Annotated in this window: 10 protein-coding genes and 1 pseudogene; 7 read left to right on the top strand and 4 right to left on the bottom strand. The window is 70.2% G+C overall.

Annotated elements, in window-relative coordinates; genetic code table 11:
* Window positions 1-249: pseudogene (locus ABDW35_RS00255) on the top strand (hypothetical protein); the annotation flags it as partial.
* 108 nt (window positions 250-357) lie between these two features.
* Here ABDW35_RS00255 and ABDW35_RS00250 read toward each other — a convergent pair.
* The 4 genes from ABDW35_RS00250 to ubiG all read right to left on the bottom strand — a co-directional run bounded on the left by ABDW35_RS00250 (window position 358) and on the right by ubiG (window position 4216).
* On the bottom strand, window positions 358-1317 hold the full coding sequence (locus ABDW35_RS00250; protein ID WP_343711827.1) for an NAD(P)-dependent oxidoreductase: 960 nt from the start codon (window positions 1315-1317) through the stop codon (window positions 358-360).
* A complete protein-coding gene (locus ABDW35_RS00245; protein WP_343711826.1) occupies window positions 1305-2447 on the bottom strand; it encodes a glycosyltransferase family 4 protein in 1143 nt (380 codons plus the stop codon). Before ABDW35_RS00245 ends, ABDW35_RS00250 begins: the two co-directional genes overlap by 13 nt.
* A 120-nt stretch (window positions 2448-2567) precedes the next feature.
* Complete coding sequence (locus tag ABDW35_RS00240) at window positions 2568-3470, bottom strand: NAD(P)-dependent oxidoreductase (RefSeq protein WP_343711825.1); 903 nt, start codon at window positions 3468-3470, stop codon at window positions 2568-2570.
* A complete protein-coding gene (ubiG, locus tag ABDW35_RS00235; RefSeq protein ID WP_343711824.1) occupies window positions 3467-4216 on the bottom strand; it encodes a bifunctional 2-polyprenyl-6-hydroxyphenol methylase/3-demethylubiquinol 3-O-methyltransferase UbiG in 750 nt (249 codons plus the stop codon). Before ubiG ends, ABDW35_RS00240 begins: the two co-directional genes overlap by 4 nt.
* A 171-nt stretch (window positions 4217-4387) precedes the next feature.
* Here ubiG and ABDW35_RS00230 point away from each other — a divergent pair, with 171 nt between their 5' ends.
* The 6 genes from ABDW35_RS00230 (at window position 4388) to prmC (ending at window position 12828) form a co-directional block, all read left to right on the top strand.
* Complete coding sequence (locus ABDW35_RS00230; RefSeq protein ID WP_343711823.1) at window positions 4388-5608, top strand: aspartate kinase; 1221 nt, start codon at window positions 4388-4390, stop codon at window positions 5606-5608.
* A gap of 13 nt (window positions 5609-5621) precedes the next feature.
* A complete protein-coding gene (ptsP, locus tag ABDW35_RS00225) occupies window positions 5622-7904 on the top strand; it encodes a phosphoenolpyruvate--protein phosphotransferase (protein ID WP_343711822.1) in 2283 nt (760 codons plus the stop codon).
* 256 nt (window positions 7905-8160) lie between these two features.
* Window positions 8161-9252: a RodZ domain-containing protein gene (locus tag ABDW35_RS00220; protein ID WP_343711821.1), complete on the top strand. Its 1092-nt coding sequence runs from the start codon at window positions 8161-8163 to the stop codon at window positions 9250-9252.
* A gap of 118 nt (window positions 9253-9370) precedes the next feature.
* Window positions 9371-10513, top strand: coding sequence for a flavodoxin-dependent (E)-4-hydroxy-3-methylbut-2-enyl-diphosphate synthase (ispG, locus tag ABDW35_RS00215; RefSeq protein WP_343711820.1), 1143 nt, complete (start codon window positions 9371-9373; stop codon window positions 10511-10513).
* A gap of 73 nt (window positions 10514-10586) precedes the next feature.
* Window positions 10587-11666 (top strand): peptide chain release factor 1, encoded by a 1080-nt coding sequence (gene prfA / locus ABDW35_RS00210; protein WP_343711819.1) that lies wholly within the window; start codon window positions 10587-10589, stop codon window positions 11664-11666.
* Window positions 11667-11970: 304 nt separating this feature from the next.
* Window positions 11971-12828, top strand: coding sequence for a peptide chain release factor N(5)-glutamine methyltransferase (gene prmC, locus ABDW35_RS00205; RefSeq protein ID WP_343711818.1), 858 nt, complete (start codon window positions 11971-11973; stop codon window positions 12826-12828).
* Window positions 12829-12931 lie beyond the last annotated feature (103 nt).

Genomic DNA, 12931 nt, shown 5'->3' with positions numbered 1-12931 from the left:
CTGCAGAACGTCACCGTCAACGACTACCGCCAGACCCTGATCGGCCTGATCCTGGACCAGGAGAAGATCCTGATGCTGATCCAGCCGAACCTGCCCTTCGCCGCCGAGGCGCTGGAGCAGCCGGAGATCCTGTCGGAGCCGAGCTCGCCGAAGAAGGCCCGCATCCTTGCCTTGGCCGGGCTGCTGGGCCTGCTGGCCGGCATGGTCATCGCCCACCGCCTCGACCGCAGCCGCCGTCGCCGGGGCTGAGGCCGGATCACTCCGTCCCCTCGTCCTGTGCGGTGGCGAGTGGTGTAACGCGTAGCCTCTCCCGCTTACGGGAGAGGCTACGCGAAAGGAGACCTGCGATCGTTCGGCTTAGGCGATCTTGCTGACCAGAGGGCGGGGTTCGGCGGCGAAGGTCCGCCGCACCAGGTCGCGCAGCCCCTCCTCCAGCGACCATTTCGGGGCCCAGCCGAGGGCCGCGCGGATCTTGGTGGTGTCGGCCGACAGCGACGGCCGGTCGAACTTGCGGAACTGCTTCTGGTCCTCGACCACCGGCCGCGGGTCGCCGACCAGTCGGCGGATGGTCTCGACCACGTCGCGCACCGGCGTCGGCACCGAGGAGGCGACGTTGAACACCTCGTACCGCCCGGTGTCCTGGAACAGCGCGGCGATGGCGGCGTCGGCGATGTCGGAGACGTGGATGAAGTCGCGAGTGGCGCCCATATAGCCCATCCGGATCTCCGGCTGCGACCGGTCGCTCATCCGCTTCAGCGCGTCGGGAATCAGATGCGGGTTGGTCTCGCCCGGCCCGAAGGCGTTGGCGAAGCGCAGCGCCACGCCGGACAGCCGGTCATTGGTGCGGGTGGCATAGGCCAGCAGGTCCTCGCCCAGCAGCTTGGACAGGCCATAGGCGTTGACCGGGGCGGCCTGGTCGCTCTCGCGATGCACCCGGTCGACCGGGGCGTAGACATCCATGGTCGAGGCGAACACGACCTTGCGCGCCGGCGTCCGCTCCAGCGCCCGCAGCACCAGCTCGGTGCCCCGGACATTGGTGGCGAAGGTCTCGTCCGGATGGCTCATGCAATAGGGAATGAAATGGATGGCGGCGAAATGGATGGCGCCGTCCGGCTGGAATTCCTCGACCACGTCGAGGAGCTCGGGGCTGCTGCAGGTGCCGAGGTTCAGGCGCTTGAACACCGCCTCCTCGGGCAGCGAGCTCTCTCGGCCGAAGGAGAGGTTGTCGATGGCCAGGATCTCGTGGCCGTCCCGGGCCAGGCGGCGGGTGATTTGGCTGCCGATGAACCCGGCAGCGCCCGTGATCAAAATGCGCATGAATCCTGAACCTTCATCTTCGAAATTCCAGTCACGGCCCGGCTCTCAATCTCCTGGGCCAGCGCCTGCCAGTCCAGCTCGTCGGCCCGGTCCAGGCCACGGCGTGACAGCTCCTCCCACCGGTCGGCCGCGGCGACCAGCCCGCCGGTGAAGGCCTCCAGCTCCGGCTCAGTCACCACGCCACAGCCATAATGGTCGATGACGTCGCTGGTGCCGTTCTCGAGGAAGCGGGCGGTCACGGTCGGCAGGCCGCTCGCCATCGCCTCGGCAACGATGCGGGGAAAGCCCTCGCGCCGGCTCGAGATCGCCAGCAGCCGGGCGCCGCCCAGCAATTCGATCTTCTGCTGCTCGCTGACCGGCCCCAGGATCCGGATCTGGTCCGCGGCGGGCGAGGCGGCGGCGTGGGCGCGCAGCGCCGGCAGCTCCGGCCCGTCGCCGGCGATCACCAGCTGGTCGTCGCCCAACGGACCCAGGCGGTTGTGGCCGGTGGCCTTCAGCCGGGCGAAAGCATCGACCAGGAAGGTCAGGTTCTTGTGGGCGGTGATGCGGCCGAGATAGAGGATGTCGCGGCGCTCGGCCGCCGGCAGGCTGCGATAGGCGGACCGGCGGATGCCGCTCGGCAGGTAGAAGACCGGCCGGCCGGAGGCGGCGCCGATCCGGTCGCACACCGCCGGGCCGACGCCCATGTTCTGCCCGCTCAGCCGCGGCAGCATCCGCTGCATCACGCGGTAGAAGCCGGCGTCCCGCACCTCGCACCAGTCGAGAATCGCACGCTGCCGGGCGCTGCGCGGCGCGAAGGCGATATGGGCCAGGGGCCATTGGTTGTACAGACCGAGGTCGAAGCTGCGGGCCTTGAGCACACCTCGCACCCAGGTTGCATACTTCAGTATGGTAATCGGATTCCGAGGCAGCAGGCGGGACTGCGGCCTCTGATAGTGCTCATCCACCGGATAGCGATTGACCTCAATACCACCCAGGGATTCGCGCTTCGGCAAATCTCTCTTGTGTGCGATGCAATATACCGAGACATTGTGACCGCGGTCTCGAAACACTTGCGCCAGTTCGGCAAAGCGAATCTCCTGGCCGCCAATGCTCGGAGGATACAATTCGGTAAAAATTCCGATGTTCATGCGGCCTCACCAACGGGATCGCACAATATATTATGCGCCAATGTTCTTGGCTCGATAGCGAAAATTAGATAGCACGCGGGAGAGTGGCGGCAAAAACAAAATTCCGCCGAAAAGGCCGGGTCAGGAGGGTTCCGGCGCCGCCTCGGATCGGCGTGGCCATGCGTCCAGCCACAGTTGCTCGGCCAGAGCCTCGCGGAAATTATGTTGCGGGACATAGCCGATGGCCCGCCGCGCGGCGTCGATGGCGGTGACGCGGTCGATCGTGGCCGGCAGCCGCCAGCCCAGCTGCCGGTAGGCGCCCTCGACGAAGGGGTGGCGGCGGCGCAGCACCGGCCGGGCATCGCGGCGCAGCTCGGCGCAGTCCTCCGGCGCGAACGGGCTGGCGGCGGCGATGTTCAGCACCGCGGTGCCGCCGCCCGGCCGTTCCGCCGCCAGAATATGGGCGGCGGCGACGTCGCGCGGGTCGACGCCGCGATACAGCCGGTCGTTCACCGTCTCGTTCGGCGGCGCCGGGAAGAACCGGCCGCAGCGCAGGATCAGGCAGCCCTCGGGGAACGACCCGGCGGCGGCCAGCACCAGCGCCTCGGCGTCGCGCTTGCTCTCCTCATAGGCCGTCTCCGGCGTCGGCGGCAGCGCCTCGGTCACCCAGACCGCGGCCTCGGCGCCGTGGATCGCGCCGCCATACAGCGCAGTGGTGCTGGGCAGCACCAACCGCGGCACCCCGGCGTCGCGCGCCGCGGCGATCACCGCCTCGGTGCCGCCGACATTGATCCGCCGGATCTCCCCGGTCAGGGCCGGGGCGCCAGGCCCGCCGTTCAACCCCGCCGTGTGGATCACGGCGCGGGCGCCGCGGAAGGCCCGGCGCAGCATCACCCCGTCCAGGATGTCGGCGCGGTGGGTCACGGTCGGCGCCTCGGCCCGGTCGACCCCGGCCACTGGGCCCCCTCCTGCCATCGACCCGCAGAGCAGCGAGGTGACGATGCGGGAGCCGAGATAGCCGGCGGCGCCGGTGACGACGATCATCCCGGCTTGGCCGCCGTCACGATGTAGTTCACCGCCAGATGCTGCGGCGCCAGCCGCCAGCCGCCGCCGCGCAGGTCGGGCACCATGCCGGCGATGTCGCCGACCTCGAGGCCGGCGCGGCGCAGCGCCGCGGCCAGCTCGTGCGGCTTCAGGAACTTGCGCCACTCATGCGTGCCGCGCGGGATGATGCGCAGCAGGTGCTCGGCGCCGAGGATGGCGACGGCCCAGCTGCGGCGGGTGCGGTTCAGGGTCGACATCACCAGCGTGCCGCCCGGCCGCAGCAGCGCCGCCAGCGCGGCGCAGAAGGCGTCGACATCGGCGACATGCTCGACGATCTCCAGCGCCAGCACCGCGTCGAAGCGGGCGCCGGATGCGGCGAGGTCCTCGGCGCTGCTGCAGCGATAGTCGATGGCCAAGCCGGATTCGGCGGCATGGGCGCGGGCGACGCCGACCGCCTCGGCCCCGGCATCGACGCCGGTGACCGCGGCGCCCAGCCGGGCCATCGGCTCGGACAGCAGGCCGCCGCCGCAGCCGATGTCGAGGACGGAGAGGCCGGCCAGCGGCTTCGGCGCCAGCGGGTCGCGGCCCAGCCGGGCGCAGATCCGGTCCCGGATATAGCCGATGCGCAGCGGATTCATGCGATGCAGCGGCCGGAACTTGCCGTCCGGGTCCCACCAGTCCGCCGCCATCGATTCGAAGCGGGCGATCTCGGCGGAATCGATTGTCGCCGCCGGGCTTTGCGCCATGAAGAACAGTCCTCGTGTTTCGGTTGCGCCAAACCTTGGCGTCGTGAGAGCGACGCAGCACAGGGGACGTTGCGTCGCTCTCGGCGACGCAGTATGGGTAGCGGGCCTCACGGCCGCAATGCCGGCATTCCGGCCCGCGGCGCTCCTGTCACTTCAAACCCGCGGCGGCCGATGGCGCGCATTGTTCAGAAGTTTGGCGGCACGTCGGTCGCCGATGTCGAGCGGATCAAGAACGTCGCCCGTCGGGTGCAGGCGGAGGTCGCGCGCGGCAACCAGGTCTCGGTCGTGGTGTCGGCGATGTCCGGCGTCACCAACCAGCTGGTGAAGTACTGCAACGACATCGCGCCGCTGCATGATCCGCGCGAATACGATGCGGTGGTCGCCTCGGGCGAGCAGGTCACCTCCGGCCTGCTGGCGCTGGCGCTGCAGGAGATCGGGCTGCCCGCCCGATCGTTCCAGGGCTGGCAGGTGGCGGTGCACACCGACGGCGCGCACGCCAAGGCCCGCATCCTCGGCATCGACGCGCAGAAGCTCGAGGACTCGATGGCCCGTGGCGAGGTCGCGGTGATCGCCGGCTTCCAGGGCGTCTCCGATGCCGGCCGCATCACCACGCTGGGCCGCGGCGGGTCCGACACCTCGGCGGTGGCGCTGGCCGCCGCGCTGAAGGCGGACCGCTGCGACATCTACACCGATGTCGACGGCGTCTACACCTGCGATCCGCGGATCGTGCGCAAGGCGCGCAAGCTCGATAAGATCACTTACGAAGAGATGCTGGAGATGGCGTCGCTCGGCGCCAAGGTGCTGCAGACCCGCTCGGTCGAGATGGCGATGAACCATCGGGTGCGGGTGCAGGTGCTGTCCAGCTTCGAGGATGTGCCAGGGACCCTGGTGGTGGACGAGGACGAGATCGTGGAGAAAGAGGTCGTCAGCGGGATCGCGTACAGCCGGGACGAGGCGAAGATCACCGTGGTGCGCGTGCCGGACCGGCCGGGCGTGGCCGCGTCGATCTTCGGGCCGCTGACCGACGCGAACATCAATGTCGACATGATCGTCCAGAACATCTCCGAGGACGGCCAGGCGACGGACCTGACCTTTACCGTCGGCAAGGCGGACCTGGAGCGCGCGGTCAAGGTGCTGTCCCAGCACAAGGAGACGCTGGGCTACAGCCACCTGATCCCGGACGAGAACGTGGTCAAGATCTCGGTGATCGGCGTCGGCATGCGCAGCCATGCCGGCGTCGCCCAGCGCATGTTCAAGGCGCTGGCCGAGAACGGCATCAACATCCAGGTGATCTCGACCTCGGAGATCAAGATCAGCGTCCTGGTGGCCGAGCAGTATACCGAGCTGGCGGTCCGGGCCCTGCACACCGCCTACGGCCTGGACAAGGCCTGATGGAGCGGGCCTGATGACCCGGCCGGCGGGCGGGCCCGCCCCGGGCATCGGGCCGTCGCGTCGCCTCCTCGCCCGCCTGCGCGACGTCATGGCGGGGTCGGGCACGGCGCAGTCGCGCCTCGACAAGATCGTCACCCTGATCGCGGCCGAGATGGTGGCCGAGGTCTGCTCCTGTTACGTCTCCCGCCCGGGCGACGTGCTGGAGCTGTTCGCCACCATCGGCCTGAACCCGGACGCGGTGCACCGCACCCGCCTGCGGGTCGGCGAGGGCCTGGTCGGCGAGGTCGCGGCGACGGCGCGGCCGCTGGCCATCGCCAACGCGCCCCAGCATCCGAAATTCGCCTACCGGCCGGAGACGGGCGAGGACCCATACGAATCCTGGATGGGCGTGCCGATCCTGCGCGGCGGCAAGGTGCGCGGCGTGCTGATCATCCAGAACCAGATGAAGCGCAGCTACTCCGAGGACGAGGTCGAGACGCTCGAGACCATCGCCATGGTGGTGGCCGAGCTGATCGTCGGTGGCGAGATCGCCCGGCCGGGTGAGGTGGCGAGCCCGACGGCGGTGTCGCTGCCGGCCCGGCTGCACGGCATCGCCCTCAGCGGCGGCCTGGCCCAGGGCCTGGCGGTGCTGCACCGGACCCAGATCACCGTGCGCCAGATGGTGGCCGACGACCCGGCGGTGGAGGCGGAGCGGTTCCGCCAGGCGGTCGAGCACATGCACCGTTCGATCGACGACTTGGTGGCCGACCACCGCGCCGGCGGCATCGGCGAGGGCGGCGAGATCCTCGAGACCTACCGCATGTTCGCCGAGGATCGCGGCTGGCTCAGCCGGATCCACGAGGCGATCGACACCGGCCTGTCGGCCGAGGCGGCGGTGCAGCGCGTGCAGAACGACATGGCGGCGCGCATGGCCCGGGTCACCGACCCCTATCTGCGCGAGCGCCTGGTCGATTTCGACGACCTCGCCAACCGCCTGCTGCTGCACCTGGCCGGCCGCACCTCGGCCGCGGCGCTGGGCACGCTGCCGGACGACATGGTGCTGATCGCCCGCGCCATCGGCCCGGCCGAGCTGCTCGACTACGACCGGCGAAAGCTGCGCGGCCTGGTGCTGGAGGAGGGATCGGCGACCAGCCATGTCGCGATCATCGCCCGGGCGCTGGACATCCCGGTGGTCGGCCGCTGCGTCGAGGCGATGCGGCTGATCGAGCCGCTGGACCCGATCGTGGTCGACGGCGATCACGGCAACGTCTTCGTCCGCCCGTCCGAGGACGTGATCGAGACCATCACCAAGGCGATCCAGGTCCAGGCCGGGCAGCGCAAGCTGTATGCCGAGGAGGCGCGGCTGCCGGCCGTGACGCGCGACGGCACCTCCGTCTCGCTGATGCTGAATGCCGGCCTGCTGTCCGACATGCCGCATCTCGACGCGGTCGGCGCCGACGGCATCGGCCTCTACCGCACCGAGATCCCGTTCATGGTGCGGTCGGAATATCCCAGCGTCGCCACCCAGACCGACCTCTATTCCCGGGTGATCGACCTGGCCGAGGGCCGGCCGGTGGTGTTCCGCACCCTCGATGTCGGCGGGGACAAGCGGCTGCCCTATTTCGCCGAGATCGACGAGGACAACCCGGCGCTGGGCTGGCGCGCCGTGCGCATCGGCCTCGACCGGCCGGCGATGCTGCGGCAGCAGCTGCGGGCGCTGATCCAGGGCGCCGCCGGGCGGCCCTTCGGGGTGATGTTCCCGATGGTGTCCGAGGTGACCGAGCTGGATGCCGCCCGCGACCTGTTCGACCGCGAGGTAGCGCGCGCCGCGGCCCAGGGGATGCCGGTGTCGGGCGAGATCCGCGTCGGCGTGATGCTCGAGGTGCCGTCGCTGCTCTGGCAGCTCGACCAGGTGCTGCGCACCGCCGATTTCGTCGCCGTCGGCTCGAACGACCTGATGCAGTATCTCTACGCCGCCGACCGCACCAACACCCGGGTGGCGCAGCGCTACGACACGCTGTCGCCCGGCCTGATCGGCGCCCTGGCCGAGGCGGTGGCCCGCTGCGACTCCGCCGGCCGGCGCATCAGCCTGTGCGGCGAGATGGCGTCGCGGCCGATCGAGGCGATGACCCTGCTGGGGCTGGGATTCCGCACCCTGTCGATGCCGGCGACGTCGATCGGCGCGGTCAGGACTATGGTCCGCAGCCTGGATCTCGGCGATTTCTCGCGCTGGTTGTCACAGATCCGGGCCAATGCTCGCGGCTCGCTGCGCCCCGCCATCCGCGCCTATGCCCGTGATCATGACATTGCAATATAGTGGGTTCAAACTCGGATTCGTTTTGCTGTGCCGCCGGAATCGTCATAAATAAAGACAGTCGTCTCGGTCGTGGGGGAGTGGGCCTCGACATCATGACAGGGCGGCGTGCCGGCTTTCATCTGTAACACCTCGGTCAGCACAAAGCGGCTCGAACGACATGGCCCAGAGCAATCGCAAACACCTTGCCGTGGTGCATGAGACCGCGGACTCCCCGGACAACCCTCACGATGCGGGGGCGGCGGAAGCTGTGATCGACATGAACGCCCCCGTCGGCCGCATCCTCGCCCAGGCGCGGGAGATCGCCGGCTACAGCCTGTACGACGTGGCCGCCACGCTGCGGATCCGCCACGGCCTGTTGCAGGCGATCGAGGAGGGGCGCCACCAGGACCTGCCCGGTCCGGTCTACGCCATCGGCTTCGTCCGCACCTATGCCGAATTCCTCGGCTTCGACGGTGACCAGGTGGTGGCGCGGTTCAAGCGCGAATCCACCGCGGTCGAGAAGAAGCCCGATCTGATCTTCCCGGCGCCGGTGCCGGAAGGCAGCCGCGTTCCGGGCGGCGCGATCCTGATGATCGCAGTCCTGATCGGCGGCCTGGCCTATGCCGGCTGGTACTATCTCTCCTCGGCCAATCGCGACATGGCGAACGAGATCGCGGGCCTGCCCGCGCGCTTCGCCGCCCTGCTCGACGGCAACGCCCAGCCGGATGCGACGCCGGGTCCGGTGGTGCAGCCGGCCGCCCCGAACAGCGGCCCCAGCCTGCAGGCCGCGGCCCCGCCGGCCGAGCCCGGGCCGGGCGAGCGCATGACCCCCGGCCCGAACGTGCCGGGCCCGACCGCCCCGGCCGGCACCCCGGCCCTGCCGTCGCTGGTGCCCCCGGCCGCGCCGTCGCAGATGGCGACGGTGCCGCCCGCCGCCCCGGCCGGCACCGCGCCCCAGGTCGCGGCGGCGCCCCAGGCGGCCCAGCCCGCCCCGGCGCCGGCCGCCCAGACGCAGCTCCCGGCCGTTGCGGCGCTGGACCGCCCGCTCGGCGCCGCCCTGGCCAGCGAGCCGCCGGCCGCGCCTGTGCCCGGCCCCAATGACAGCCGCATCACGCTGCGCGCCAGCGCCGACAGTTGGGTCCAGATCCGCGACCGTCAGGGCGGCCTGGTGATGACCCGGGTGATGGGCGCAGGCGAGACCTATGCCGTGCTGCCGCAGGACGGCCAGCGCCTGACCACCGGCAATGCCGGCGGACTGCAGGTCGAGGTCGACGGCCAGCCGGTGGCGTCGCTCGGCGGCCCCGGCCAGGTGGTGCGCAACATCCAGCTCGACCCGCAGAAGCTGCGCGACCGGGCGTCGGTGAACTGAGACGGGCGCTGAGGGGACGCCGTCGCACATGGTCGCAATGCCGCCTCCCGGATTGCGGGATCGGCGCGAAAGGGCCATGGTGTCGCGCAACGAACGCCGCATCACCTAAGGTTCCGTCATGAGCGCCGCTGTCCGCGCCTATCGCCAGATCCAACGCCGGAAGTCCCGCCTGATCCATGTCGGCAAGGTTCCGGTGGGCGGCGATTCGCCGATCACCGTGCAGTCGATGACCAACACCCGGACCACGGACATCCAGGCGACGATCGACCAGATCCGGCAGCTCGAGATCGCCGGGGCCGACATCGTCCGCGTGTCCTGCCCGGACGAGGAGTCGAGCGCGGCGCTGAAGCACATCGTGCCGGAAGTGACCGTGCCGATCGTCGCGGACATCCATTTCCACTACAAGCGCGGCATCGAGGCGGCCCAGAACGGCGCCGCCTGCCTGCGCATCAACCCCGGCAACATCGGCTCGAAGGAGCGGGTGGCCGAGGTGGTGAAGGCGGCGAAGGACCACAACTGCTCGATGCGGATCGGCGTCAATGCCGGGTCGCTGGAGCGCGAGCTGCTGGAGAAGTACGGCGAGCCCTGCCCGGAGGCGATGGTCGAGTCGGCGCTCAACCACATCCGCATCCTCGAGGACCACGACTTCTTCAACTTCAAGATCTCGTGCAAGGCGTCGGACGTGTTCCTGGCCGTGGCGGCCTATCAGGCGCTGGCCGAGGCCTGCGACTACCCGCTGCATATCGGCGTCACCGAGGCCGGCGGCCTGCGCACCGGCACGGTGAAGTCGTCGATCGGCCTCGGCATGCTGCTGTGGTCCGGCATCGGCGACACCATCCGCGTCTCCCTCTCCGCCGATCCGGTGGAGGAGGTGAAGGTCGGCTTCGACATGCTGAAGTCGCTCGGCCTGCGCCATCGCGGCGTCAACATCATCTCCTGCCCGTCCTGCGCCCGGCAGCAGTTCGACGTGATCAAGACTGTCGAGGTGCTGGAGCAGCGCCTGGCCCACATCACCACGCCGATGACTGTCTCGGTGATCGGCTGCGTGGTCAACGGCCCGGGCGAGGCGACGATGACCGATATCGGCTTCACCGGCGGCGGCAAGGGCACGCATCAGGTCTACATCAACGGCCTGCCGAATCACCGGCTGAAGGATGAGGGCATCGTCGACCATCTGGTGTCGCTGGTCGAGGACAAGGCCAAGCAGATCGAGGCCGATCGCGCCGCCGCCGAGGCGGCTGCGGCCCAGGCGGCTGAATGAGCCGCCTGCACGGCCGCTAGCGGGCCCGTCGACTGTTGACCGACCGGCCCCGTTCCCCTGATTTGAGCCTTCCGTGCAACTCGACGAAAATCTGAACCGCGTCCTGTCCCGCGTGGCCGAGCTGCGCGACGGCATGGGCTCCGGCAAGCTGTCGCCGGACCAGTTCACCGCCTATTCCAAGGAATATTCCGAGCTCGAGCCGATCGCCGAGGAGATCGCGGCGCTGCACAAGGGCCGGGCCGAGCTGGCCCAGCTCGAGGCCATGGCCGCGGCTGAGACCGACCCGGAGATGAAGGCCCTGGCGCAGGAGGAGCTGTTCGCCCTGCGCGACAGCCTGCCGGCGCTGGAGCGGCGAGTGCAGGTGCTGCTGCTGCCGAAGGACGAGGCCGATGACCGCAACGCCATCCTCGAGGTCCGCGCCGGCACCGGCGGCGACGAGGCGGCGCTGTTCGCCGCCGACCTGTTCCGGATGTATCAGCGCTACGCCGCCATCCGCGGCTGGCGCTTCGAGGTGATGGACATCGCCGACACGCCGCTGGGCGGCTACAAGGAGGCGTCGGCCGAGATCAGCGGCCGCGGCGTCTTCGCCCGGCTGAAGTTCGAGAGCGGCGCCCACCGCGTCCAGCGGGTGCCGGAGACCGAGGCCCAGGGCCGCATCCACACCTCCGCCGCCACCGTGGCGGTGCTGCCGGAGGCGGAGGAGGTCGACGTCCAGATCGACGACAAGGACCTGCGGGTCGACGTGTTCCGGGCCCAGGGCGCCGGCGGCCAGCACGTCAACAAGACCGAAAGCGCGGTGCGCATCACCCATCTGCCGACCGGCATCGTGGTGGTGATGCAGGACGAGAAATCGCAGCACAAGAACCGCGCCAAGGCGATGAAGATCCTGCGCGCCCGGCTGTACGAGGCGGAGCGCGCGGCCAAGGACGCGGTGCGGGCCGCCGACCGCAAAAGCCAGGTCGGCTCCGGCGACCGGTCGGAGCGGATCCGCACCTACAACTTCCCGCAGGGCCGGGTGACCGACCATCGCATCAACCTGACCCTCTACAAGATCGAGCGGGTGATGGCGGGCGAGGCGCTGGACGAGCTGATCGAGGCGCTGATCGCCGAGGACGAGGCCGCCCGCCTCGCCGCCCTCGCCGACCAGCCGTGATTCCCGCCCGCCTCGCTCTGCCGGCACGTGCATCGCATGGCCGTCAGATCGCGTGGCCTCTCCCGCTTGCGGGAGAGGTCGGAGGCGCGAAGCGACTCCGGGTGAGGGCCAGCCGGCCTCGGGCCCGGAATGATCGCGTCAGGATGGGGCTGGGCGCACGCTCTCTTCCGGCGAGTTCTGCGAGGGTGGCGGCATCGCTTGGCCCTCACCCGGTCGCCCTGCGGACGCCCGACCTCTCCCGCAAGCGGGAGAGGCAACGCGTTCTCTCGTTCGAGATCTCTCTTCGCTGCGGGATGGTCGGGCAGTGACCCCCCGCCCTCCCAAACTCGCCGAAGCCCTGCGCGACGGCACCGCCCGGCTGGCCGCGTCCGGGATCGACGGTGCCGCCTCCGATGCCCGCATCCTGCTGATGCACGCGCTCGGCATCGACCGCACCGGTCTCCTGTCCCGCGCCGGCGAGGCGATGCCGGCGGAGGCCGTGGCGCGTTACGCCGGATACCTCGACCGCCGCGCCGCGCATGAGCCGGTGTCGCGCATCCTCGGCCGTCGCGAGTTCTGGAGCCTCGATTTCGCCCTCGGCCCGGCGACGCTCGACCCACGGCCGGACAGCGAGACCCTGGTCGAGGCGGCGCTGGCCGCCATGCCCGCGGACCGGCCCCTGCGCGTGCTCGATCTCGGCACCGGCACCGGCTGCCTGCTGCTGGCCGTGCTGCACGACCGGCCGGCGGCCTTCGGCATCGGCGTCGACCGCAGCGAGGACGCGGCGCGGGTGGCGCGCGACAACGCCCGGGCGCTTGGACTCTCCGGCCGCGCCGCCTTCGCCGTCGGCGACTGGGCCACGGCGCTGTCCGGCCGCTTCGACCTGGTCCTGTCCAACCCGCCCTATATCCCGGATTCCGACATCGCGGCGCTGGAGCCAGAGGTGCGCGAGCACGACCCACGCCTAGCCCTGTCCGGCGGTGCCGACGGGCTCGACGCTTATCGCGCCCTGACGGCGGCGCTGCCGGCCCTGCTGGCGCCGGGCGGCACTGCGGTGGTCGAGCTCGGCATCGGCCAGGCAGCGGATGTGTCGGCACTCTTCCGTGGCGCCGGCCTTGACATCGTCGGCACGCCGCACGATCTGGCAGGCATAGCGCGTTGCGTGATCGCGACGTCGCGGTAAAAAAAGCATTGGCCCGACGCCTGATTGCCGTTAGGGTCCCCTTATTCCGTCATTTCCGGGCTTGACCGCTTGAGGCGGCCGCCATTCCGGCGCTGGAAGCGAC

The sequence above is a fragment of the Inquilinus sp. genome (assembly GCF_039594555.1).
Taxonomy (GTDB): domain Bacteria; phylum Pseudomonadota; class Alphaproteobacteria; order DSM-16000; family Inquilinaceae; genus Inquilinus.
Note: the sequence above shows the minus strand (reverse complement) of the source record. Positions and strands in the feature narration are given on the sequence as shown.